Origin of the sequence: Dactylosporangium cerinum, from assembly GCF_042653625.1 — a bacterium.
GTDB classification, from domain to species: Bacteria; Actinomycetota; Actinomycetes; order Mycobacteriales; family Micromonosporaceae; genus Dactylosporangium; species Dactylosporangium cerinum.
Genome location: NZ_JBHSIU010000004.1, coordinates 313480 through 336457, shown reverse-complemented (window position 1 = coordinate 336457; position 22978 = coordinate 313480). Strand labels below are relative to the sequence as shown.

Sequence of the window (22978 nt, the reverse complement as noted above, 5' to 3'; positions counted from 1 at the left end):
CCTATGCCGCCCGGCCTCGAGGTGAGGAGTGTAGTGGCAGGCAAGGCCCGCGTACACGAGCTGGCAAAAGAGCTCGGGGTCGAGAGCAAGACCGTGCTCGCGAAGCTGCAGGAGCTTGGCGAGTATGTGAAGTCCGCATCCAGCACGGTGGAGGCGCCAGTGGCGCGCCGGCTGCGAGCGAGCTTCGAGTCCGGAGGGTCCGCTTCAGCGCCCTCGGCACCTCCTGCGCCGGCATCGTCGGCCCCTTCGGCAGCGCCGGTGCCCTCGGCACCGCGTCCGAACCCGGCAGTCCCGGCAGCCAAGCCCTTCGCGCCCCCGAAGCGGCCACAGCCGCCCGCGGGCGGTGGCTCCGGAGGCGGGCCCGGCCCGCGTCCCGGTCCGCCGCGCCCGGCGCCCGTGGTCAAGCCGACGAGCGCACACGACATCGAGGTGGCGGCCGCCGAGCAGCGTGCCGCCGCACTGAAGGCGGACCAGGAAGCGGCCATGAAGGCCGCCAAGGAGGCCCGCCAGCGGGAGACCACCCGGCGTGAGCAGGCGCCGCCGCCCAGCGGTGGCGCACCTTCGCCCGGCCCGCGTCCCGGACCGGCGACGCCGGCACCCCAGCCGGGTGCCGCGCCGACTCCCGGTGCCCCACGTCCCGGCCAGGGGCCACGTCCCGGCGGCGCTCGCCCGCCGGCGCGTTCCCCGGGCAACAACCCGTTCGGTGTCTCCGGCGGCGCTCCGGCGCGGCCCGCACCGGGTGGCAACATCCCGCGACCGAACCCGGCCGCGATGCCTCCGCGGCCCAACCCCGCCTCGATGGGCGGCCCCCGGCCGAACCCGTCGCAGATGCCGAGCCAGCGTCCGGGTCGCCCGGCCGGTGGCCCCGGTGACCGTCCCGGTCGTCCGGGTGGCGGCCCTGGTGCCGGCGGCGGCCGCTTCGGCGCCGGTGGCGGCGGTGGTCGTCCCGGCGGTCCCGGTGGTGGCGGCGGCGGTGGCTTCCGTCCCGGTGGTGGCGGCGGCGGTGCCGGTGGCGGCTTCCGCCCCGGTGGTGGCGGCGGTGCCGGCGGTGCCGGTGGCGGCTTCCGTCCCGGTGGTGGCGGCGGCGCGCCCGGCGCGGGCGTCGGCGGTGCCGGTCGTCCCGGTGGCGGCGGTGCCGGTGGCCGTGGTCGCGGTGGCGGTGCGGCGGGTGCCTTCGGGCGTCCCGGTGGCCGGCCGACCCGTGGCCGCAAGTCCAAGAAGCAGCGCAGACAAGAGTTCGACAACCTGTCCGCGCCGACGATGGGCTCGGGCGCTCCCAGGGGTCAGGGTCAGACGATCCGGCTTCCGCAGGGTGCCTCGCTGTCCGACTTCGCGGACCGGATCAACGCCAACCCGGGCTCGCTCGTCCAGGAGATGTTCAACCTGGGCGAGATGGTGACGGCGACCCAGTCGTGCACCAACGAGACCCTGGAGCTGCTCGGCGAGCACCTGGGCTTCGTCGTCAGCATCGTCAGCCCCGAGGACGAGGACCGCGAGCTGCTCGCCCGCTTCGACATCGACCTCGATGCCGATGTCGACGAGGAGCGCCTGGTCATCCGGCCGCCGGTCGTGACCGTCATGGGTCACGTCGACCACGGTAAGACGAAGCTGCTCGACGCGATCCGCTCCACCAACGTCGTGGCCGGCGAGGCCGGTGGCATCACCCAGCACATCGGTGCCTACCAGGTGCACGTGCCGCACGGCGAGGACGGCATCGACCGCGCGATCACCTTCATCGACACCCCGGGTCACGAGGCGTTCACCGCCATGCGTGCCCGTGGTGCGCAGGCCACGGACATCGTGGTCCTGGTGGTCGCGGCCGACGACGGCGTCATGCCCCAGACGATCGAGGCGTTGAACCACGCCCAGGCGGCAGAGGTGCCGATCGTGGTCGCGGTCAACAAGATCGACAAGGAGAACGCCAACCCGGCGAAGGTCCGCCAGGAGCTGACGCAGTACGGCCTGGTCGCCGAGGAGTACGGCGGCGAGACCATGTTCGTCGACATCTCCGCGAAGAGCCGCATCAACATCGAGGGTCTCCTCGAGGCAGTGCTGCTCACCGCCGACGCCGCGCTCGACCTGCGCGCGCCGATCGACGGTCCGGCGCAGGGCATCGCGATCGAGTCGCACCTCGACCGTGGCCGTGGTCCGGTCGCCACCGTGCTGGTGGAGAAGGGCACGCTCAACGTCGGTGACTCGATCGTCGCCGGCCGTGCCTACGGGCGCGTCCGGGCGATGCTCGACGAGAACGGCAAGCCCGTGCCGTCGGCAGGTCCGGCCCGTCCGGTCCTGGTGCTCGGTCTGACCTCGGTGCCCGGCGCCGGCGACACGTTCCTCGCCGCCGACGACGACCGCACCGCGCGCCAGATCGCCGAGCAGCGGCAGGCTCGCCGCCGCGCGGCCGAGATGGCCTCGCGCACCGGCCGGGTCACGCTGGAGAACCTGTTCGACCAGCTCAAGGAGGGCGAGAAGACCACGCTCAACCTCATCCTCAAGGGTGACGGTTCGGGTTCGGTCGAGGCGCTCGAGGACGCACTGGTCAAGATCGTCGTCTCCGACGAGGTCCAGCTCCGGATCATCCACCGGGGCGTGGGCGCCGTCACGCAGGACGACGTCAACCTGGCGAGCGCGTCCGACGCGATCGTCATCGGGTTCAACGTGCGGGCCGAGGGTCGCATCCGCGAGCTGGCCGACCGCGAGGGCGTGGAGATCCGGTACTACACCGTCATCTACCAGGCCATCGAGGAGATCGAGACCGCGCTCAAGGGCATGCTCAAGCCGATCTACGAAGAGGTCGAGCTCGGCACGGCGGAGATCCGCGAGGTCTTCCGTTCGTCGCGCTTCGGCAACATCGCCGGCTGCATCGTCCGCTCCGGGCTCATCCGGCGCAACAGCAAGGCGCGCCTGCTCCGCGACGGGGCTGTCATCTCCGACAACCTCACCATCGCGGGCCTGCGCCGCTTCAAGGAAGACGCCACCGAGGTCCGCGAGGGCTTCGAGTGCGGTATCACGCTCGGCAACTTCAACGACATCCAGCTCGGTGACGTCATCGAGACCTGGGAGCTGCGGGAGAAGCCGCGCGGCTGATGCCGCAGAGCTGAGAAGGGCCGCCACGGAATCCGTGGCGGCCCTTTCTTTGATGTTGGATCCGGGCGTACCGTCGGATCCGTCATGAACCTCACCTGGTGGTCGATCGAGGTGCGCGACGGGGAGACCCCGGCGCGGCAGTGGCGTGACGCCTGGTCCAGCTCGTTGCTCGAGGCTGCGGTCACCCATGGCGCCCACGACTTCATCTGGCAGGCCGAGCCGTTCGGGGTCGTGCTGGAGCTCGGCTTCGCCGAGCACGAGACCGCCGCCTGGGACCGCTTCCGGCGCCTGCCGGCGGTGGTGGCCGCCCTCGACGCGGTCGACCCGCGCACGCTCTATGTCTACCCGGGCCGTGGCGGCAGCGCCGGCGCCGGGATGCCGCGGCGCACTCCCCGCCCGATCGTGGAGGACGCCGCGCCCCTGCCGGTGACCCCAGCCCCATTATTGCTGGCCAGGGCGACCTAGACTCGTTAGGATCTTGGGCCGTGTATACCGGAACCGCGGTCTTCGACATGCTCCTTCCCGGTGACTCCCGCTCGCTGAAGGCCAAGCGCGCCTACGTGCGGCCGCTCGTGGCGTATCTGCGCAAGTTCGAGGTGTCCGTCGCCGAAGTCGGCGCCCTCGACCTGCACGGACGCGCCGAGGTCGGCGTCGCGGTGGTCGCCTCCGAGGCCGCGCACGTGCGCGAGGTCCTGGACACCATCGAACGGGCGGTCGCCGGCCGACCCGAGATCGAGTTGCTCTCCGTGCGCCGCCGGCTGCACGGTGACGATGACGAGTAATCCTGAGTTCCGTGCGCGGCCTCCGGGTCGTGCCGCGGGTAATGTCAGAGCGTTGGTCAGATCGTTTTGGCTGCGGAGGTGTTCGAGATGACGGATCCGGCAAAGGTGCGCCGGCACGCGGAGCGCGTGAAAGAGCTGGTCGCTTCGGTGGTGCGGACACAGGTCAAGGACCCTCGGCTGGGCATGATCACGATCACCGACGCGCGGATCACCGCCGATCTGCGTGAGGCGACCGTCTTCTACACGGTCCTCGGTGACGCGACGGCACAGTCGGGCACGGCAGCGGCGCTGGAGAGCGCCAAAGGGCTCATGCGGTCCACCGTCGGCAAGGCCCTCGGGCTGCGCCACTCGCCGAGTCTCGCGTTCGTGCACGACGACGTGACCGAGCACGTGAAGCACATCGACGACCTGCTGGCGACTGCGCGCAGCGCGGACGCGGAGGTCCAGCGCCGGGCCGCGGGTGCGCACTACGCGGGCGACGCCCAGCCCTACAAGCTCGAGGACGAGCTGGAGAATGGAATCGACGATCTGGCGGGGGCCGAAGGTGCCGACGACGAGGTCGTCGTCGGCCAGGACCGGCGGTGACCCTCGCGCAGGCCGTGCGACCGACGCCCGGGGAGTGGGCCGCAGCGGTTTCAGCGCTGCGCGGCCTGCCCCCGGGCGCCCGCGTGCTGCTCGCGTGTCACGTCAACCCCGACGGTGACGCGCTGGGCAGCATGCTCGGCTTCGCGCTCGGTCTGCGCCGCTTCGCCCCGTCGTTCGTGATCGAGGCGACCTTCCCCGGCCCGATGGTCGTCCCGTCGCCCTTCGACCAGCTGCCGGGCGCGTCGATGCTGGTGCCCGCGAGCGCGGTGACCCTGCCCGACGCGATGCTGGTGTTCGACGCGGCCAGCATCGAGCGGCTCGGGGCCCTCGGCGCGACGCTGACCTCCACCCCGGTCGGCATCGTGCTGGACCACCACGCGTCCAACGCCGGCTTCGGCGCGATCAATCTCATCGACCCGACCGCCGCCGCGACGTCGGTCGTGGCCGAGGGCCTGCTCAGCCGGCTCGGCGTCGCGCTGGACCCCGAGATCGCCGAGTGCCTCTACGTGGCCCTGGCCACCGACACCGGCTCGTTCAAGCACGGCTCGACCACCCCGGCCGTGCACGAGCTCGCGGCCCGGCTCATCGCCACCGGCATCCCGGTCGGTGACATCTCCCGCCGCCTGTTCGACACCCGGCCCTATGGCGCGGTCCGGCTCTTCGGCGCCGCGCTGGCCCGCACCGTCCTCGAACCCGCCGGCGGGCTCGGCCTCGCGTGGACGTATGTGACGCTGGAGGACCTCGCCGAGTTCGACCAGCCCGCGGGCGCGGTCGAGGCGCTGATCGACTCGGTGCGCTGCGTGGCGGAGGCCGACCTTGCGTGCGTGGTGAAGCCCGTCGGGCCGGGTGAATGGTCCGTCTCGATGCGCAGCAAGGGCGCCGTAGACGTCAGCCGCGTCGCGGTCGGACTCGGCGGCGGCGGGCACCGCTTCGCGGCCGGGTTCAGCGCCGGCGGCACCGTCGAGTCGGTCATGGCCTCGATCCGCGCCGCGCTCGAGGACCGGGTCGTCCTCGTGGATCAGGGTTAATCCAGGGCTGACAGCGCTGGCCCGCCAGGTGGTTGTGCGGTGACAATCGATGTATGGACCGACCTGAGCTGGTTGCGGGGGTCGATCGGGTCTGGGCCCGCCCGGTCGTGCTGGCACCGGTCTTCGCCCTGACCGCCCTCGTGGGCGGGGCGTTGCCGTCGTTCTCCCTACGGGCCAACCTCCTCGTGCTCGGCGCCGGCGGTGCGCTGCTGTGGCTCGGGATGTCCGCCACGGTGCCGAAGCGCCCCGCGCCGGCGCGACTGCCCAGGGCCTCGGCGTGGTGGCTGCTGCCGATCGGGATCTTCGCGGTCGTCGAGGGCGTCACGTTCCTGATCGGCTCGCGGGAGTATCCGACGCTGTCCCGGCTCGCGGACCCGCTGCTGGAGCACTACCCGGCCCGCGCCGCCGGGTACTTCGGCTGGCTGTGGGTGTTCTGGGCGATGGTGCGGCGATGAGGGGCCGGCGCGGCGGAGGCGGCAGCATGAGCGGCCGGCGCAGCGGCTCGGGTCGCTCAGCGGAGGCGGCGGCATGACCCTCGCACAGGCGGGCATCGCGGCCGCGTTCGCCGTGGCCATCGGACTGTTCGCGGCGGTGGAGGTCGCGGCCCGCCGGGAGGGCTCGCGGGTGCCGACCATCGGCGAGGTCTGCGGGGTCGTCATGCGCTACCGGGTGGGCCCGCTGCCGGTCGGACGGATCGCGATGTTCGGCTTCTGGTGGTGGCTGGGCTGGCACTTCCTGGCCCGCTGAGCTGCGCCCTTGACCGTTTTCCGACACGTGAACCGGCGGGTAACAACGTCCAAATGGCGGGATGACGTCGCACATGCTGGAACTGAACGATAACTTAGTCATCATGCGCATCGTACGAATTCTTCGCAGCCCGTCCCGGGGCTGACCGCTTCTGCGGAACCCGGCGGCGGGCGTCTCACGGCCCAGGTCACACCACAGCCGCCGAATGCGAGGAAACCAGATGCGCCAGACCCACCGATCCACGTTTCAGGCCGACATCACCCACCGTCGGTCTCCTGGTCGTGCGTTGGCGTGGCCGCCGGTGACCCCGGCGCCCCTGCGATCGGATCGTCAACACACCAACCGCGTCGCCGGCCGTCCTGCCGGCGGCGTCATCAGTCAGGAGACCGGAGTCATGCCCGAGCAGCCGAAGCCCCAGCCCAAGCCGCAGGAGTCCACCCCCGACACCCGCGAGCGCGCCCGCGCCGCCCTGCAGATGTCGATGGACCGGCGGGGCTGATCCAACGTTGTAAGTAGCGCGTCGGGAGGTAACTCCTTACGCTGTCGCGGTGACCATGCGTCGTGTCGCCGCCCTCGCCCTGCCGGCACTGGTCGTGCTGGCCGCCGAGCCGCTGTATGTCCTGGTGGACACGGCGGTCGTCGGGCACCTCGGCCGCGAGGAGCTCGGCTCCCTGGCGATCGGCGGGCAGGTCATGGCGCTCGCCGTGTGGCTCGGCAACGTGCTGGCCTACGGCACCACCGGCCGCGCCGCGCGCCGCTTCGGTGCCGGTCAGCGTGAGGCCGCGGTCGAGGAGGGCGTCCAGGCGTCCTGGCTGGCCTTCGGCGCGGGCGTCGCCATCATGGTGACCCTGGAGGTCGCCGCCGGACCGCTGACCCAGGCCATCGCCGGCGCCGCGGGCCCGGTCGCCGACGGCGCGGCCGACTGGCTGCGCATCGCCGCGCTCGGCGCGCCCGGACTGCTGCTGGGCACCGCCGGCAACGGCTGGATGCGCGGCGTGCAGGACACCCGCCGGCCGCTGTACTACGTCCTCGGCGCCAACGCGCTGTCCGCGGTGCTCTGCCCGCTGCTGGTCTACCCGCTCGGGCTCGGCCTGGAAGGCTCCGCCGTCGCCAACGTCATCGCGCAGACGGCCGTCGGGCTGCTGTTCGTGCGGGCGCTGCTGACCGAGCGCGTCCCGCTGCGCCCGCACCTCGACGTGATCCGCCGCCAGCTGACGCTCGGGCGGGACCTGCTGCTGCGCGGCGCCGCGTTCCAGGCGTGCTTCCTGTCCGCGTCGGCGGTCGCGGCCCGCTTCGGCACCGCCAGCCTCGCCGCGCACCTCATCGCCATCCAGCTGTTCTTCTTCACGGCCCTCGCCCTCGACGCGGTCGCGATCGCCGCGCAGTCCCTGGTCGGCGCGGCCCTCGGCGGTGACCGCGCCGACGAGGCGAAGCTGCTCGCCCGCCGGATCACCACCGCCGGCCTCGTCTCGGGGATCGCGTTCGCGTTTCTCGTCGCGGCCGCCCTGGCGACCGTCCGTCCCTGGTTCGGCGCCGATCCGCAGGTGTACGCCCAAGCCAGGACCGCCTGGTGGTGGTTCGTCGCCATGATGCCGGCGGCGGGCGTGGTCTTCGCCCTCGACGGTGTCTTCCTCGGCGCCGGCGACATCAGATACCTGCGCAACCTGACCCTGGTGTCGGCCCTCGGCGGGTTCCTGCCCGGCATCTGGCTGGCGTACTGGCTCGACGCCGGCCTGCGCGGCGTGTGGGTCGCCCTCTGCCTGTTCATCGCGCTGCGCCTGGCCGGGCTGCTGTGGCGCCTGGCCGGCGACCGCTGGGCCGTCACCGGCGCTGTGCGATAGGCATGTGTGCGGACGCGAAGCGTTCGCATGGGGGGTGTGGGGTGGCGCAGCCCTCCACGGGACCGCTGGCGAAGCCGACGGAGCCAGTAACAGCGCCGTGCGATAACCCTCTAGGCTGGTCCGTCGTGGCGCAGAAGGCAGCAACGCAGGGCGGACTGGTCGTCGTGGACAAGTCCGGCGGGATGACCTCGCACGACGTGGTGTCGCGGATGCGGCGGCTGGCGCGGACGCGCCGGGTCGGGCACGGCGGGACCCTCGACCCGATGGCGACCGGGGTGCTCATCATCGGCGTGGAGAAGGCGACCCGCCTGCTCACGTACGTGATCGGCAGCACCAAGGAGTACCGCGCCACGATCCGGCTCGGGCAGGCGACCGTCACCGACGACGCCGAGGGCGAGGTCGTGTCCACAGTGGACGCGAGCGGGATCACCGACGGGGACGTGCACACCGGGCTGGAACCGCTGCGCGGGGAGATCCTGCAGGTGCCGAGCGCGGTGTCGGCGATCAAGGTGAACGGGGTGCGCTCGTACCATCGCGTCCGCTCCGGCGAAGAGGTCGCGCTGCAGGCCCGGCCGGTCACGGTGGCCCGCCTCGACGTCCTGGGGATCCGGCGCGAACCCGGCTGGGTTGACGTGGACGTGGACGTGGCGTGCTCGTCCGGCACCTACATCCGTGCCCTGGCCCGGGATCTCGGTGCCACGCTCGGGGTGGGCGGGCACCTGACCGCGCTGCGCCGCACCGCCGTCGGTGCGTTCACCCTCGCCGAGGCGGCGACCCTGGACGAGCTCGCCGACCGTGTGGACCCGGTCACGATGCCGTTGCCGGCCGCGGCCGACCGGTGCTTCCCGCGCCGCGACGCCGACGAGGTCGAGGCGAAGACGCTGTCGCACGGCGGCTCCCTGGCACCGATCGGGGTCGCCGAGCCGTATGCCGTGTTCGCCCCCGACGGCACCGTCCTGGCGATCGTCCGGGAGAAGGACGGCCGGGCCCGGCCCGAGATCGTGCTGGTGCCGTGAACCGGGCGGCCGGGCACGTCTCGTACACCTGCCGCAAATGTTGCGACAGCACCCTCGGCTAGTCTCGAATCCATGCAGCGGTGGCGGGGAACACAGGCGGCGCCGGGTGGCTGGGGGCGTGCGGTCACCACGATCGGCGTCTTCGACGGAGTGCACCGGGGACACCAGCAGGTGATCGGGCACGTCGTGAAGCGAGCCGGGGAGCTTGGCGTGCAGTCGGTCGTGCTGACGTTCGACCCGCACCCGTCGGAGGTGGTGCGGCCGGGGTCGCACCCGGCCGTGCTGAGCGAGCCGTCCCGCAAGGCGGAGCTGATCGAGGCGCTCGGGGTCGACGTGCTGTGCGTCATCCCGTTCACGGTGGAGTACTCCCACCTCTCCCCCGAGGCGTTCGTCCACGACGCGCTGGTCGAGCACCTGCACACGGCGCTGGTCGTGGTGGGGGAGAACTTCCGGTTCGGGCACAAGGCCGCCGGTGACCTGCAGCTGCTGCACCGACTGGGCCGCACGTTCGGGTTCGGGGTGGAGGGTGCACCGCTGGTCGCCGAGGAGGGCACCGTGTTCTCCTCGACCTACATCCGGGCCTGCGTCGACGCCGGTGACGTCGTCGCCGCGACCCGCGCGCTCGGCCGGCCACACCGGGTCGAGGGCGTCGTCGTGCGCGGCGACCAGCGCGGCCGTGAGCTGGGCTTCCCCACGGCCAACCTGCTGACCTCGGCAAACGCGGCGATCCCGGCCGACGGGATCTACGCGGCGTGGGTCACCAGGGACCGGGACCGGGTGCCGCACCCGGCGGCGGTGTCCATCGGCACCAACCCGACGTTCTCCGGCAAGGAGCGGCGGGTCGAGTCCTACATCCTCGACTTCACCGGCGACATCTACGGCGAGCGGATCGCCGTCGACTTCGTCGAAAGGCTCCGTGAGCAGCGGACCTATACGGGGATCGAGCCGCTGATCGAGCAGATCCGGGACGATGTCGCACAGACCAGACGGGTGCTGGAACGGCCCGTCTGTTAGCCTTGGATCGACGCCGGGTGACCGGCGGGGGTCAGGCTGCCTGCACGACGCCGCGGGGCTGACCTTTTCTGCACGTAACCTCGATAGGGAGATCATGGCGCTCGACTCTGCGCAGAAGACCGAGATCATGGGCAAGTACGCGACCGTCGAAGGGGACACCGGCTCGCCGGAGGTCCAGGTCGCGATGCTGACCAAGCGGATCGCGGACCTCACCGAACACCTCAAGCTGCACAAGCACGACCACCACAGCCGGCGTGGCCTGCTGCTGCTGGTCGGCCGTCGCCGCCGCCTGCTCAACTACCTGCAGCGCAGCGACATCGCCCGCTACCGCTCGTTGATCGAGCGGCTCGGCCTGCGGCGATAACGACTCACACGGTGGGGAGCGGCGTCCATGCGTCGCTCCCCTTCGTGTAGTGACACACTGGTAGCAACTCTTGTAACAGCGCCCCCCGCCGAGCGCGTCGGCGCACCGGTCCTCGGTAGTGGCTCCCGGGCAGCACAAGCCCCGTGAGCTTCGATCGAAGACCGGCCGCAGACGCTCCGCCCTTGGGCGCACCACCAACCCAAAGGAGCACCACACCACATGACCGAGCAGAGCACTCTCGGTACGCACTTCAGCACCGCGGTCATCGACAACGGCGCGTTCGGCACCCGGGAGATCACGTTCTCCACGGGTCGCCTGGCGCGGCAGGCCGCCGGTTCGGCGCTTGCCCAGCTGGGTGAGACCGTCGTGCTGTCGGCGACCACCGCCGGCAAGACGCCGAAGGACCAGTTCGACTTCTTCCCCCTCACGGTCGACGTCGAGGAGCGGATGTATGCCGCGGGCCGCATTCCCGGCTCGTTCTTCCGCCGTGAGGGCCGGCCGAGCGAGGACGCGATCCTCACCTGCCGCCTGATCGACCGGCCGCTGCGCCCCAGCTTCGTCAAGGGCCTGCGCAACGAGGTCCAGGTCGTCGAGACGATCCTCGCCCTCGACCCGGCCCACCCCTACGACGTCGTGGCGATCAACGCCGCCTCGCTGTCGACCAAGCTGTCCGGCCTGCCGTTCTCCGGCCCGATCGGCGCCACCCGCATGGCGCACGTCGACGGCCAGTGGATCGCCTTCCCGACCCTCGAGGAGCTCAGCCGGGCGACGTTCGACATGGTCGTCGCCGGCCGGACGCTGCCCGACGGTGACGTCGCGATCATGATGGTCGAGGCCGAGGCGACCGAGCACACCGTGGCCCTCATCGCCGGTGGCGCGCCCGCGCCCACCGAGGAGGTCGTGGCCGGTGGCCTGGAGGCCTCCAAGCCGGCGATCCGTGAGCTGTGCCGGGCCCAGTCCGAGCTCGCGGCGGTCGCCGCGAAGCCGGTCCAGGAGTTCCCGACCTTCCTCGACTACCAGCCCGACGCCTACGAGGCCGTGGCCGGTGCCGTCAAGGACGAGGTCTCCGAGGCGCTGCGCATCTCCTCGAAGGCGGAGCGCGAGGAGGCCCTCGACCGGATCAAGGAGGCCGCCTTCCAGCGCCTCGCCGGTGGCTTCGAGGGTCGCGAGAAGGAGGTCGGCGCCGCGCTGCGGTCGCTGACCAAGAACGAGGTCCGCGCCCGCGTCCTGCGCGAGCAGGTCCGCATCGACGGCCGCGGCCCGCGGGACATCCGTCCGCTGACCGCCGAGGTCCAGGTCCTCCCGCGGGTCCACGGCTCGGCGTTGTTCGAGCGCGGCGAGACCCAGATCCTGGGCGTCACCACGCTGAACATGCTGCGCATGGAGCAGACGCTGGACACCCTGGCGCCGGAGAAGTCCAAGCGCTACATGCACAACTACAACTTCCCGCCGTACTCGACCGGTGAGACCGGCCGGGTGGGCTCGCCCAAGCGGCGCGAGATCGGCCACGGCGCGCTCGCCGAGCGGGCCCTGATCCCGGTGCTGCCGGCCCGCGAGGAGTTCCCCTACGCGATCCGTCAGGTCTCCGAGGCCCTCGGCTCCAACGGCTCCACGTCGATGGGCTCGGTCTGCGCGTCGAGCATGGCGCTGCTGTCCGCCGGTGTGCCGCTGAAGGCGCCGGTCGCGGGCATCGCCATGGGCCTCATCTCCGACGAGGTCGACGGCAAGACGGAATACGTCACGCTCACCGACATCCTCGGTGCCGAGGACGCGTTCGGCGACATGGACTTCAAGGTCGCCGGCACCCGTGACTTCGTGACCGCCCTGCAGCTGGACACCAAGCTCGACGGCATCCCGTCGGACGTCCTCGCGGGCGCCCTGCAGCAGGCCCACGACGCGCGGCACGTCATCCTCGACGTGATGGCCGAGGCGATCGAGTCGCCGGCCGGCATGAGCCAGTACGCGCCTCGCGTGACCACGGTCCGCATCCCCGTCGACAAGATCGGCATGGTGATCGGGCCCAAGGGCCAGACCATCAACGCGATCCAGGACGAGACCGGCGCCGAGATCAGCATCGAGGACGACGGCACGATCTACGTCGGTGCGACCAACGGCCCGTCGGCCGAGGCCGCGGTGGAGCGGATCAACGCGATCGCCAACCCGACCATGCCGAAGGTCGGCGACAAGTTCCTCGGCACCGTGGTGAAGACGGCCGCGTTCGGCGCCTTCATCTCGCTGCTGCCCGGCCGCGACGGCCTGCTGCACATCTCCAAGGTGGGCAACGGCAAGCGCGTCGACCGGGTCGAGGACTTCCTCAACGTCGGCGACAAGGTCGAGGTGCAGATCGCGGACATCGACAACCGCGGCAAGATCTACCTCGACAAGGTGCTGACCGAGGCCGAGGCCGCCGCGGCGGCGGAGGCTGCGGCGGCGGGTGGCGGCGCTGCGGGCTCCGGCTCCGGTGACCGGCCCGCTGGCCGGGACCGTGGCGGTGACCGTGGCGGTGACCGTGGGCCGCGTTCGCGTGACCGTGGCGACCGGGGTGACCGCGGGCCGCGGCAGGCGTCCGGGGACACCGCGCCGTCGTCGCCCTCGGCTCCGTCGTCGTCCTCCTCTGACGAGGGTGGCGAAGGCGGCGAGGACGGTGGCGAGTTCCGTCGCCGGCGGAACCGGCACAGCTGAGACATGGCGAGTCGACCGCTGACCCAGACGTTGGCAGAGGACCCGCTGGGTGGCACGGTGCGCCGCACCGTGCTGCCCAACGGGCTGCGCATCCTGACCGAAGCGATACCGGCGATGCGCAGCGCGTCGTTCGGCGTCTGGGTCGGCATCGGCTCGCGGGACGAGACCCCGGCGCTGTCCGGGGTCTCCCACTTCCTTGAGCACCTGCTGTTCAAGGGCACCAAACGGCGCACCGCGCTGGAGATCTCCTCCCAGATCGAGGCGGTCGGCGGGGAGACCAACGCGTTCACCGCCAAGGAGTACACGTGCTACTACGCACGGGTCCTCGACGCCGACCTGCCGCTCGCCATCGACGTGGTGTGCGACCTGGTCATCGACTCGGTGCTGACCGATGCCGACGTCGAGACCGAGCGTGGCGTGATCCTCGAGGAGATCGCGATGCACGACGACGAGCCCGGCGACGAGGTGCACGACGTCTTCACCGAGGCGATCTTCGGTAACCACCCGCTCGGCCGGCAGATCTCCGGCAGCGTGGCGAGCATCTCCGCGCTGACCCGCAGGCAGATCGACGGGTTCTACCGCAAGCGGTATCTGCCCTCGCAGATGGTCGTCGCGGCGGCCGGCAACCTCGACCACGCGAAGGTGGTCAAGGCGGTCCGGGCGGCGTTCGACGGGCTCACCGTGGAGTCGGCTCCCGCGCCGCGGCGCTCACGCACCACGAGGGTCCCGGCCCGCTCCGGGCAGATCGTGGTGCGCAACAAGGACACCGAACAGGCGCATGTCGTGCTCGGTTGCGTGGGGTACCCGCGACAGCACGACAACCGCTTCGCGCTCGGTGCCCTCAACAACGTGCTGGGCGGCGGCATGTCGAGCCGGCTGTTCCAGCAGATCCGCGAGCAGCGCGGGCTGGCCTACTCGGTCTATTCGTTCACGTCGCAGTACAGCGACGCCGGGCTCTTCGGCGTCTATGCCGGCTGCGCGCCCGGCAAGGTCGAGGAGGTCCTCGCCATCACCCGGGACGAGCTGGCCCGGGTCGCGGCGGAGGGCGTCACCGACGCCGAGGTCGAGCGCGGCAAGGGCATGCTCAAGGGCGCCGTCGTGCTGGGCCTGGAGGACACCGGGTCCCGGATGAGCCGCCTCGGCAAGGGCGAGCTCCTGTACGACGAGCTGCTGTCCGTCGACGAGGTGCTGCGCCGGGTCGACCTCGTCACCCCCGAGATGGTCCGTCAGGTGGCGGGAGAGCTGCTGTCCCGCCCGATGTCCCTCGCGGTGATCGGCGAGTTCGACGACAACGCCTTCGCGGGAGCTTTGGGATAAATTATCCCGTGTGAACTCTCCTTCTGAGCCGATCAAGGTCGGCGTGCTCGGCGCGCGCGGCCGGATGGGCACCGAGGCGTGCCAGGCCGTTTCCGGCAGCGCCGACCTTTCGCTCGTGGCGTCGCTCGACGTGGGTGATCCGCTCGTCGCCTCGTTCGATGTGCTGGTCGACTTCACCACGCCGGACGTGGTGATGGACAACCTGCGCTGGTGCGTGTCGCACGGCGTGCACGCGGTTGTCGGCACGTCCGGCTTCACCACGGCGCGGCTGGACGAGGTGCGGTCGTGGCTGGTGGACAAGCCGGACGTCGGGGTGGTCATCGCGCCCAACTTCGCCCTCGGCGCCGTGCTGATGATGGAGTTCGCGGCCCGCGCGGCCCGGTACTTCGAGTCGGTCGAGGTGGTCGAGATGCACCATCCTCAGAAGATCGACGCGCCCAGCGGCACCGCGCTGCGCACCGCCCAGCTCATCGCCGCGGCGCGGGCCTCCGCGGGTCTGGGGCCGGTGCCGGACGCCACCACCGAGGAGATGGCGGGCGCCCGTGGCACCGACGTCGAGGGCGTCCCCGTGCACTCGCTGCGGGCCCGGGGGCTGGTCGCGCACCAGGAGGTCCTGTTCGGCGCCACGGGGGAGACGCTCACCATCCGGCACGACTCGTTCGACCGGAAGTCGTTCATGCCGGGCGTTCTGCTCGCCGTCCGCGCCGTCGTGTCGCGGCCCGGACTGACGGTCGGCCTCGGTCCGCTGCTCGACTAATTGGTTACGTTGTGTAACTGATTCGCGTTCGTAGGAGATTCCCGAATCGTGGGATCCAGAGGCCCCAATTCGGGCGCAACAGGGTCACATCGCGGTAACGGAAGGGCCTTCCTCGGTCTCGAGTGACGCATGCCACCGGACCTGCGGGACGAGCAGATCATCGACGTCGAGTGACCGGCTGACTCCGTCCGGGGCCCAGCCGGAGCTCTCCAGAAATCGACGCGTAACACGGTCGTCAGCGAACGTCCATGCGAGGGCTGTCGTGAATCCGTCAGTACGCCATAAATCGACACTAGCCGCCAGTAATCGGCTTCCATGGCCGCGACGTCCCCAGCGGGGTTCGACCAGGACATCGGTGATCGCCGCGGCCTTCGCCAGGACGGTGTGATCTTCGTCCGGGGCGAGTGCGGTGTCGTCTGCCGGACCTGACGCGGCAAACCCCACGACGTATGCTGAGGTCGGCCCGCCGGGCGATTCCTGTTGCTCAACAGCTACCAGGACCCGGTGCGCAGGCGTCGGGGGCTCCGCGATTGCGTCCCGCCACCTGCGGGTAATCCAGTCCTCATCCAGTTGGTCGAGGATGTGTTGGGGTAGCAGTCGCCGATAGGCGACCCGCCAGGTCGAGAGTTGGATGCGCGTGATCTCGACGACGTCGTCGAGTCGCGCCGGTCGGACGAAGCCGAGCGTCATGACGCAGCAGCCTACGGATTTTGTGTGAAGAGCCACGTGGCGGGGTAGCGCCGACTCGTCACAGTTGGACCCGAGCAACCGTTGAGACAGGCAGAAGGTCAGCCAGCAGCGAGCGAGTGGAGGGCAGCACAAGTGGCGGAGCGAGGACGAGTCGCCGTGTTGACGGCCGTCCGGCCCAAGCTTCGGCCCCGGGTCAAGCAGGTGCTCATCGTGGTGGCCGTGTGGGCCGCCGTGTGGGCCTTCTTGGCGGTGGCCGCCGCGCGAAACGGGTATTTCGACCTCAAGGTCTACTACGGCGCGATGGACTACTGGGTGAACAAGGGTGGCGACATCTACGACTACCTGGTGCCCGGCACGCCGTATGGCTTTACCTATCCACCGTTCGCCGCCGCGCTGATGTCGCCCATGGCGCTCATCGGCTGGCACACCGCGATCGCGATCAGCGTGACGATGAACGTCGTCGCGCTGGGCTTCATCATCACCTGGCTCATCGGCCCGGTCATCAAGCGCCAGGGCTGGCAGTTCTGGTTCTCCTTCGCCATCGCGTTCGCCCTCGTCGCGGCCTTCGAGCCGGTGCGCGAGACCGTCAACTTCGGCCAGGTCAACATCCTGCTGCTGGTCATGGTCGTCGGCGACCTGCTGGTCCTGGTCCGCGGCGGCTCACGCCTCGGCGGCATCGGCATCGGCCTGGCCACCGCGATCAAGCTCACGCCGGGCGTGTTCATCGTCTACCTGCTGGTGACCCGCCGCTGGCGGGCCGCCGCGGTCTCCACGGCCACCGCGGCTGCCGCGACCTGGGCGGCGGCGACCTTCGCGCCGGACGCCTCGCGGGTCTTCTGGACCGACGCGATGTGGAACACCGACCGCGTCGGCTCGGCCTCGTTCGTGTCCAACCAGGCGCTCAGCGGCCTTGCCGCCCGCCTGTACAGCCCCGACCCGGGCAAGCCGGTGTGGATGCTGCTCGTGCTCGCCGCGCTCGCGGTCTGGGTGTGGCGGGTTCGTAAGGCCGTCAAGGTCCGCGACGACCTCGCCGGGCTGGCGCTGACCGGTCTCGTCGGCTGCCTGGTCAGCCCGATCAGCTGGATCCACCACCTGGTGTGGGTGCTCCCGTCGATGGCGGTGCTGCTGGACCACGCAACCGATCGCAGCTACGACCCGCGGCGCCGGCGCTACCTCATGATCTTCGGGGTGTTCTCGTTCCTGCTGCTGTGCAGTCGCACACCGTGGGCGTTCCACCAGAAGTTCGACGGTCTCGGCCTGATCGGCGGCAACGCCTACGTGCTGCTGATGGTCGCCCTGCTGATCGCCCTGCCGATCCGGGAGCCGGCCTCCGAGAGCTCCGGTCCGGCGCGCCTGACCAACCCGGCCACGTCGACCGGTCCGGTCGTCGAGGACGTGCCCGACCTGGTCGAGATCGACCGGCGGGTCAGCGCCGCGTTCGACGCGAAGGACGCGGGCGAACCGGCCCGCCCGCTCGTCGGCGCATAACGCGATGCTCTGAGGGCGGCCCCCGACCGGGGGCCGCCCTTTTTTGTCATACCCCGGGGTTAGCCTCGCGGAGTGCTGACACTCACCCAGGCTCGGAGGATCGCTCTCGCCGCTCAGGGCTTCGCCGACCGGGTCCCGGGCGTCGTGCCGGAGCGGCGTCACCTGAAGCGGGTCCTCGGCCGCACCGGCCTGCTGCAGATCGACTCGGTCAACGTCGTCCAGCGCGCGCACTACCTGCCGGCCTACAGTCGCCTGGGCCCCTATCCGACCGAGCTGCTCGACCGGCTGGCCTATCGGCGCCCCCGCGAGCTGTTCGAATACTGGGCCCACGAGGCGTCCCTCGTCCCGGTCCACCTGCACCCGGCGCTGCGCTGGCGGATGCAGTCCGGCGCGGCCTGGGGCCGGATGGTCCGCATGGCCCGCGAGCAGCCCGACCTCATCCGCTGGGTGCTGGACGAGATCCGCGCCAAGGGCCCGATCACGGCCAACGAGGTCGAGGGTGACCTCGCCCGCCCCCGCAGCAAAGACCACTGGGGGTGGAACTGGTCGGACACGAAAACCGCGATCGAGTGGCTCTTCTACACCGGCGAGGTCAGCGTCGCCAGCCGCAACTCCTCCTTCGCCCGGGTCTATGACGTGCCGGAGCGCATCTTTCCCGCGGCCGTCCTCGCCGCGCCCACGCCGGAGCCCGCCGATGCCTACCGTGAGCTGGTCCGCGTGGCGGCCAGGTCGCTCGGCGTCGCCGCCGAGCCCGAGCTGCGGGACTACTTCCGCCTGCCGCTCGCCGGTGCCCGCACCGCGATCGCCGAGCTGGTCGAGGCCGGCGAGCTCATCCCGACCGAGGTCGAGGGCTGGCAGCCCCGCGCCTACCTGCACCACGAGGCGCCCACCCCGCGCCGCGTCGGCGCCGCGACCCTCGTGAGCCCGTTCGACCCGCTGATGTGGGAGCGGGCCAGGGTGGCACGGCTGTTCGGCTTCACCTACCGCATCGAGATCTACGTGCCGCCGCTGCAGCGCCTCTATGGCTATTACGTCCTGCCATTCCTGCTCGGCGACCGGCTCGTCGCCCGGGTCGACCTGAAGGCCGACCGGCGCTCCGGGACGCTGCTGGTGCCGGCCGCGTGGGTCGAGCCGCTGACGGGACGCGGGGCGCCGTCGCGCGGGGAGGTGGCGGAGGCGCTGGCGGTGGAGCTGCGCAGGTTCGCGGGGTGGCTGGGGCTGGAGCGGGTCGACCTGCCGGTGGCGGGGGACTTCGCCGTCGACCTGGCCAAGGCGATGGCCGGCTGAGTGCCGGATCTTCGGGGCCTGTCCATGAGGGGTCGGTGCGAGCTCCGGCGCCCGGGCCGGGCCGGGCCGGTTCGGCGTGGCGCGCGGGGCCGGTCTGGGCGAGGCGGTGGACCGTCGCAGCCCGGCGATTGTCACGAACGCCTGGGCTGGGCCGGTTCGGCGTAGTGCGCGGGGCCGGGCTGGGCGAGTCGGCGTGGTTCCGGCACCTGGGCTGGCGTGGGCGCGCCGGACCGGTCTGGGCGAGGCGGTGGACCGTCGCAGCCCGGCGATCGTCACGAAACGGGCCCTGGTTGGCTGGGTGTAGCGTTATGAGGGTGACGTCACCCCTTCAGGCCGCGCCCAGCAGTGACGGGCTGGCGGCGCATCTGCTGGCCGCTGCGGAGCAACCGCCGCCGGGCGGTTATCAGTACACCTACGTGGCGCCGCCGAAGGGGCGGATCGCCAGGCTGGTGGACAGGATCCCGAGGTGGGCGTCGCCGCTCGGGCTGACGGCGCTGGTGTCCGGCGGCGTGGCCTACACGTTGCTGATGCGGCCGACCTCGGCCGGCGCCACCGACGTGCCGACGTGCGTGATGAAGCTCTTCACCGGCTTCGACTGCCCGGGGTGCGGTGGCACGAGGGCTGCCTGGTATCTGCTGCACGGTGACATCCCCGCAGCCGCGCACCACCACGCGATGCTGGTCTTCGCCGCGCCGTTCCTGGCGTACATGTATGTGAGCTGGACACTCAACCGGCTCGCCAACCGGCAGATCCTGCCGATGCTGCGACTGTCCAGCGGCGCGATGATCGGATTCCTGGTCGCCTGGTTGGTGTTCTCGGTCGCACGGAACTTGCCCTGGGCGCCGTTCGATTGGCTGTTCGTCTAGGCTTTTTCCATGCTCTCCGCCAAAGCCATCGCCTGGACGCATTTCGAACCTCCCGCCGATGTCCCGTGGGAGACCGACGCGGACGGCGGTCAGGCGCTCGCGGAGTTCGCCGGTCGGGCGTGCTACCAGTCGTGGAAGAAGCCCAACCCGGCGACCGCCACCAACGAGGGCTACCTGCGCCACATCCTGGAGGTCGGGCACCTGTCGGTGCTGGAGCACGGGACCGTGACGTTCTATCTCACCGGTGTGTCCCGGTCGTTCACGCACGAGCTGGTCCGGCACCGGCATTTCTCGTATTCGCAGCTGTCGCAGCGATACGTGCCGGGGCGCGAGGCGCAGATGGTCGAGCCGGACGTGATCGCCGAGGACCCTGAGCTGCACAAGGTGTTCGTCGAGGCGTCGGAGTCGGCGCTGCGGGCCTACAACGAGCTCCTGGAGGGCCTGGAGGCCAAGTTCAGCGAGGTCGAGAACGGCACCAGCCGGCGCAAGCAGGCCCGGCAGGCGGCGCGGGCGGTGCTGCCCAACGCGGCCGAGACCAAGATCGTGGTCACCGGCAACTACCGGGCGTGGCGGCACTTCGTGACCATGCGGGCGACCGAGGCGGCCGACGTGGAGATCCGTGAGGTGGCGGTCGCCTGCCTCAAGGAGCTGCAGCGGGTGGCGCCCAACGTATTCGCCGATTTCACGATCAGCACGCTGCCGGACGGCACCGAGGTCGCCGCTGGTCAGTACAGCTGGGAATCTTGAGCTGAGCGACCAGAAGGCGTCCGCTAGGTTGTGCCTATGACACGCACCGGTTCCGTCCCCGGCCGGCCGTTCGGCCGGCTGCTCAGCGCAATGGTGACGCCATTCCGTGCTGACGGTTCGCTCGACGTTGACGGTGCGGCGCGGCTGGCCGCTCATCTGGTCGACGACCAGGAGCACGACGGCCTGGTGGTCAACGGGACCACCGGGGAGTCCGCGACCACCAGCGACGCCGAGAAGGACCAGGTGTTGCGGGCCGTCATCGAGGCGGTCGGCGACCGGGCCACGGTGATCGCCGGCGTCGGCACCAACGACACGCATCACACGATCGAGCTGTCCCGCGCCGCGGAGAAGGCGGGAGCCGACGGGCTGCTCGTCGTCACGCCGTACTACAACAAGCCCCCGCAGGCCGGCATCCTGCAGCACTTCCGGTCGATCGCGGACGCCTCCGGGCTGCCGGTGATGGTCTACGACATCCCCGGCCGGACCGGCGTCGCGATCGAGACCGAGACCATGTGCCGGATCGGCGAGCACGAGCGGATCGTCGCGGTCAAGGACGCCAAGGGCGACCTCGGCGAGAGCGCCTGGGTGATCAAGCGGACCGACCTGGCGTATTACTCGGGTGAAGACAAGCTGACCCTGCCGCTGCTGTCGGTCGGCGCCGTCGGGGTGGTCGGGGTGCCGACGCACGTCTTCGGCCCGGAGACCAAGCGGATGATTCTGGCGCACGAGGAGGGCGACGTCGCCCGCGCCCGTGCGCTCCACCTGCAACTGCTCCCCGCGTTCTGCGGATTCTTCCGCACGCAGGGGGTCATCCTCACCAAAGCCGCCCTGACGCTGCTGGGCCTTCCCGCCGGGCCGGTGCGCCCGCCGCTGGTGTCGGCCAATGCAGCGGAGCTCGGCCGGCTGCGGGAGGATTGCGCTGAGGCGGGCCGCACGATCGGCACCGCGGACCAGATGGCTCATCACAACGACCTCGGAGTGGCCCTATGACGGTGGCACACATCGAGCTCGAACCACCGCCGCCACTTACTCCAGGCGCCCTGCGGATCACCCCGCTGGGCGGTCTGGGCGCCATCGGGCGCAACATGACGGTGTTCGAGCACGACGGCAAGCTGCTCATCATCGACTGCGGGGTGCTCTTCCCCGACGTCGAGCAGCCCGGCGTCGACCTGATCCTGCCCGACTTCTCGTCGATCCTCGACCGGCTCGACCGGGTTCAGGCGATCGTGCTCACTCACGGCCACGAGGATCACATCGGTGCCGTGCCGTATCTGCTCGCCCACAAACCGGACATCCCGCTCGTCGGGTCCAAGTTCACGCTGGCGCTGGTCGAGGCCAAGCTTGCCGAGCGGCGGATCGAGCCCTACACGCTGACCGTGCGCGAGGGTCAGGTCGAGCGGCTCGGCCCCTTCGAGTGCGAGTTCTTCGCCGTGAACCACTCGATCCCCGACGCGCTCGCCGTGGCGGTCACGACGTCGGCCGGCACCGTGCTGCACACCGGCGACTTCAAGATGGACCAGCTGCCGCTGGACGGGCGCATCACCGACCTCGCCGGGTTCGCCCGGATCGGCGCCAAGGGCGTCGACCTGCTGCTGTCGGACTCGACCAACGCGGAGATCCCCGGGTTCGTCACCCCTGAGCGGGAGATCGGTCCCGTCCTGGAGCGGACCTTCGGCCGGGCGACCGGGCGGATCATCGTGGCGTCATTCGCGTCGCACGTGCACCGGGTCCAGCAGGTGTTCGACGCCGCGAACCTGCACGGGCGGAAGGTCGCGCTGATCGGCCGTTCGATGGTGCGCAACATGGGCATCGCCCGCGACCTGGGGCTGCTGCGGATACCGGCCGGGCTGCTCGTGCCGATCGACGAGGCGATGGGGCTCCCCGAGGACCGGGTCGTGCTGATGTCGACCGGTTCGCAGGGCGAGCCGATGAGCGCCCTGGGCCGGATGGCCAACGGCGACCACCGGCACGTCCAGATCGGCGAGGGCGACACCATCGTGCTCGCGTCGTCGCTGGTGCCGGGCAACGAGACAGCGGTGTACCGCGTGATCAACCAGCTGTCCCGGGCCGGCGCGCTCGTCGTGCACAAGGACGTCGCCAAGGTCCACGTGTCCGGGCACGCCCCCGCCGGTGAGCTGCTCTACCTGCTCAACGTGGTCAAGCCGCGCAACTTCATGCCGGTGCACGGCGAGTGGCGGCACCTGCGGGCGCACGCGCAGCTGGCCCGGGAGGCCGGTGTCCCCGGCGACCGGGTCGTGCTCTGCGAGGACGGCGACGTCGTGGACCTCGTGGACGGCAAGGCGTCGCTGGTCGGGCACATCCGCTCGCGGTATGTCTACGTCGACGGCCTCGCCATCGGCGACGTGGGCGAGTCGCTGCTCACCGAGCGCCGCATCCTGGGCGACGGCGGGTTCATCGCCGCGACCGTGGTCATCGACTCGGTGACCGGCAAGGTCGTCGCCGGTCCGACGGTGTCGGCGAAGGGCTTCTCCGACGACCCGGCGGTGTTCGCCGCGGTGTTGCCGCTGGTCACCGACGCGCTCAACAAGGCCGCGACCGAGGGCATCACCGACCCGCACCAGTTGCAGCAGATCGTGCGGCGCACGGTCGGGCGCTGGGTCAACGAGGCTTACCGGCGCCGTCCGATGATCGTCCCGACGGTGGTGGAGGTCTAATCTAG

The 22978-nt window shown here is 71.0% G+C and carries 21 protein-coding genes; 20 read left to right on the top strand and 1 reads right to left on the bottom strand.

The genetic code is table 11. The features are described 5' to 3' along the window. The first annotated feature begins 33 nt into the window (after nucleotides 1–33). From infB to dapB, 14 genes are all read left to right on the top strand, one after another. A complete protein-coding gene (infB, locus tag ACFPIJ_RS02435; protein WP_380112897.1) occupies nucleotides 34–3087 on the top strand; it encodes a translation initiation factor IF-2 in 3054 nt (1017 codons plus the stop codon). Nucleotides 3088–3171: 84 nt separating this feature from the next. Next, the gene (locus ACFPIJ_RS02430; protein WP_380112896.1) at nucleotides 3172–3552 is read left to right on the top strand and encodes a hypothetical protein; all 381 of its coding nucleotides are present in this window, start codon (nucleotides 3172–3174) and stop codon (nucleotides 3550–3552) included. 20 nt (nucleotides 3553–3572) lie between these two features. After that, on the top strand, nucleotides 3573–3869 hold the full coding sequence (locus ACFPIJ_RS02425; protein ID WP_380112895.1) for a DUF503 domain-containing protein: 297 nt from the start codon (nucleotides 3573–3575) through the stop codon (nucleotides 3867–3869). Nucleotides 3870–3956: 87 nt separating this feature from the next. Further along, nucleotides 3957–4454: a 30S ribosome-binding factor RbfA gene (rbfA, locus tag ACFPIJ_RS02420; protein ID WP_380112894.1), complete on the top strand. Its 498-nt coding sequence runs from the start codon at nucleotides 3957–3959 to the stop codon at nucleotides 4452–4454. Next, nucleotides 4451–5482, top strand: coding sequence for a DHH family phosphoesterase (locus ACFPIJ_RS02415; RefSeq protein ID WP_380112893.1), 1032 nt, complete (start codon nucleotides 4451–4453; stop codon nucleotides 5480–5482). The genes rbfA and ACFPIJ_RS02415 overlap by 4 nt, the downstream gene beginning before the upstream one ends. Nucleotides 5483–5535: 53 nt before the next feature. After that, on the top strand, nucleotides 5536–5937 hold the full coding sequence (locus ACFPIJ_RS02410) for a hypothetical protein (RefSeq protein ID WP_380112892.1): 402 nt from the start codon (nucleotides 5536–5538) through the stop codon (nucleotides 5935–5937). A gap of 73 nt (nucleotides 5938–6010) precedes the next feature. Further along, a complete protein-coding gene (locus ACFPIJ_RS02405; RefSeq protein WP_380112891.1) occupies nucleotides 6011–6229 on the top strand; it encodes a DUF6186 family protein in 219 nt (72 codons plus the stop codon). Nucleotides 6230–6783: 554 nt separating this feature from the next. Further along, nucleotides 6784–8070, top strand: coding sequence for an MATE family efflux transporter (locus ACFPIJ_RS02400; protein ID WP_380113067.1), 1287 nt, complete (start codon nucleotides 6784–6786; stop codon nucleotides 8068–8070). 182 nt (nucleotides 8071–8252) lie between these two features. Next, nucleotides 8253–9086: a tRNA pseudouridine(55) synthase TruB gene (gene truB, locus ACFPIJ_RS02395; protein WP_380113066.1), complete on the top strand. Its 834-nt coding sequence runs from the start codon at nucleotides 8253–8255 to the stop codon at nucleotides 9084–9086. 72 nt (nucleotides 9087–9158) lie between these two features. Further along, nucleotides 9159–10100: a bifunctional riboflavin kinase/FAD synthetase gene (locus tag ACFPIJ_RS02390; protein WP_380112890.1), complete on the top strand. Its 942-nt coding sequence runs from the start codon at nucleotides 9159–9161 to the stop codon at nucleotides 10098–10100. A gap of 94 nt (nucleotides 10101–10194) precedes the next feature. Then, nucleotides 10195–10464 (top strand): 30S ribosomal protein S15, encoded by a 270-nt coding sequence (gene rpsO / locus ACFPIJ_RS02385; protein WP_203846174.1) that lies wholly within the window; start codon nucleotides 10195–10197, stop codon nucleotides 10462–10464. 219 nt (nucleotides 10465–10683) lie between these two features. Beyond that, the gene (locus tag ACFPIJ_RS02380) at nucleotides 10684–13146 is read left to right on the top strand and encodes a polyribonucleotide nucleotidyltransferase (RefSeq protein WP_380112889.1); all 2463 of its coding nucleotides are present in this window, start codon (nucleotides 10684–10686) and stop codon (nucleotides 13144–13146) included. A 3-nt stretch (nucleotides 13147–13149) separates the two neighbouring features. Beyond that, entirely contained in the window at nucleotides 13150–14463 is a 1314-nt protein-coding gene (locus tag ACFPIJ_RS02375; RefSeq protein ID WP_380112888.1) for a M16 family metallopeptidase, read from the top strand. A 10-nt stretch (nucleotides 14464–14473) separates the two neighbouring features. Next, the gene (gene dapB / locus ACFPIJ_RS02370) at nucleotides 14474–15220 is read left to right on the top strand and encodes a 4-hydroxy-tetrahydrodipicolinate reductase (protein ID WP_380112887.1); all 747 of its coding nucleotides are present in this window, start codon (nucleotides 14474–14476) and stop codon (nucleotides 15218–15220) included. 84 nt (nucleotides 15221–15304) lie between these two features. Here dapB and ACFPIJ_RS02365 read toward each other — a convergent pair whose 3' ends face one another. Next, complete coding sequence (locus tag ACFPIJ_RS02365; RefSeq protein ID WP_380112886.1) at nucleotides 15305–15910, bottom strand: GNAT family N-acetyltransferase; 606 nt, start codon at nucleotides 15908–15910, stop codon at nucleotides 15305–15307. Nucleotides 15911–16066: 156 nt separating this feature from the next. Here ACFPIJ_RS02365 and ACFPIJ_RS02360 point away from each other — a divergent pair, with 156 nt between their 5' ends. The 6 genes from ACFPIJ_RS02360 to ACFPIJ_RS02335 all read left to right on the top strand — a co-directional run bounded on the left by ACFPIJ_RS02360 (nucleotide 16067) and on the right by ACFPIJ_RS02335 (nucleotide 22973). Continuing rightward, a complete protein-coding gene (locus ACFPIJ_RS02360; RefSeq protein ID WP_380112885.1) occupies nucleotides 16067–17398 on the top strand; it encodes a glycosyltransferase 87 family protein in 1332 nt (443 codons plus the stop codon). Nucleotides 17399–17470: 72 nt separating this feature from the next. Further along, nucleotides 17471–18685, top strand: coding sequence for a winged helix-turn-helix domain-containing protein (locus ACFPIJ_RS02355; protein WP_380112884.1), 1215 nt, complete (start codon nucleotides 17471–17473; stop codon nucleotides 18683–18685). A gap of 314 nt (nucleotides 18686–18999) precedes the next feature. After that, nucleotides 19000–19551 carry a DUF2752 domain-containing protein gene (locus ACFPIJ_RS02350; protein ID WP_380112882.1) on the top strand — a complete coding sequence of 184 codons (552 nt, stop codon included), beginning with the start codon at nucleotides 19000–19002 and terminating at the stop codon, nucleotides 19549–19551. A gap of 9 nt (nucleotides 19552–19560) precedes the next feature. Next, nucleotides 19561–20298 carry an FAD-dependent thymidylate synthase gene (thyX, locus tag ACFPIJ_RS02345; RefSeq protein ID WP_380112881.1) on the top strand — a complete coding sequence of 246 codons (738 nt, stop codon included), beginning with the start codon at nucleotides 19561–19563 and terminating at the stop codon, nucleotides 20296–20298. A 36-nt stretch (nucleotides 20299–20334) separates the two neighbouring features. Continuing rightward, on the top strand, nucleotides 20335–21288 hold the full coding sequence (dapA, locus tag ACFPIJ_RS02340; protein WP_380112880.1) for a 4-hydroxy-tetrahydrodipicolinate synthase: 954 nt from the start codon (nucleotides 20335–20337) through the stop codon (nucleotides 21286–21288). Continuing rightward, complete coding sequence (locus ACFPIJ_RS02335) at nucleotides 21285–22973, top strand: ribonuclease J (protein WP_380112879.1); 1689 nt, start codon at nucleotides 21285–21287, stop codon at nucleotides 22971–22973. The genes dapA and ACFPIJ_RS02335 overlap by 4 nt, the downstream gene beginning before the upstream one ends. The last annotated feature ends 5 nt before the right edge of the window (nucleotides 22974–22978 follow it).

Bases quoted from the DNA above. Each gene is read 5' to 3' on its own strand.
- ACFPIJ_RS02430 (WP_380112896.1), top strand. From the start codon at position 3,172: ATGAACCTCACCTGGTGGTCGATCGAGGTGCGCGACGGGGAGACCCCG.
- rbfA (WP_380112894.1), top strand. From the start codon at position 3,957: ATGACGGATCCGGCAAAGGTGCGCCGGCACGCGGAGCGCGTGAAAGAG.
- ACFPIJ_RS02410 (WP_380112892.1), top strand. From the start codon at position 5,536: ATGGACCGACCTGAGCTGGTTGCGGGGGTCGATCGGGTCTGGGCCCGC.
- ACFPIJ_RS02405 (WP_380112891.1), top strand. From the start codon at position 6,011: ATGACCCTCGCACAGGCGGGCATCGCGGCCGCGTTCGCCGTGGCCATC.
- ACFPIJ_RS02400 (WP_380113067.1), top strand. From the start codon at position 6,784: ATGCGTCGTGTCGCCGCCCTCGCCCTGCCGGCACTGGTCGTGCTGGCC.
- truB (WP_380113066.1), top strand. From the start codon at position 8,253: ATGACCTCGCACGACGTGGTGTCGCGGATGCGGCGGCTGGCGCGGACG.
- ACFPIJ_RS02390 (WP_380112890.1), top strand. From the start codon at position 9,159: ATGCAGCGGTGGCGGGGAACACAGGCGGCGCCGGGTGGCTGGGGGCGT.
- rpsO (WP_203846174.1), top strand. From the start codon at position 10,195: ATGGCGCTCGACTCTGCGCAGAAGACCGAGATCATGGGCAAGTACGCG.
- ACFPIJ_RS02380 (WP_380112889.1), top strand. From the start codon at position 10,684: ATGACCGAGCAGAGCACTCTCGGTACGCACTTCAGCACCGCGGTCATC.
- ACFPIJ_RS02375 (WP_380112888.1), top strand. From the start codon at position 13,150: ATGGCGAGTCGACCGCTGACCCAGACGTTGGCAGAGGACCCGCTGGGT.
- ACFPIJ_RS02365 (WP_380112886.1), bottom strand. From the start codon at position 15,910: ATGACGCTCGGCTTCGTCCGACCGGCGCGACTCGACGACGTCGTCGAG.
- thyX (WP_380112881.1), top strand. From the start codon at position 19,561: ATGCTCTCCGCCAAAGCCATCGCCTGGACGCATTTCGAACCTCCCGCC.
- dapA (WP_380112880.1), top strand. From the start codon at position 20,335: ATGACACGCACCGGTTCCGTCCCCGGCCGGCCGTTCGGCCGGCTGCTC.
- ACFPIJ_RS02335 (WP_380112879.1), top strand. From the start codon at position 21,285: ATGACGGTGGCACACATCGAGCTCGAACCACCGCCGCCACTTACTCCA.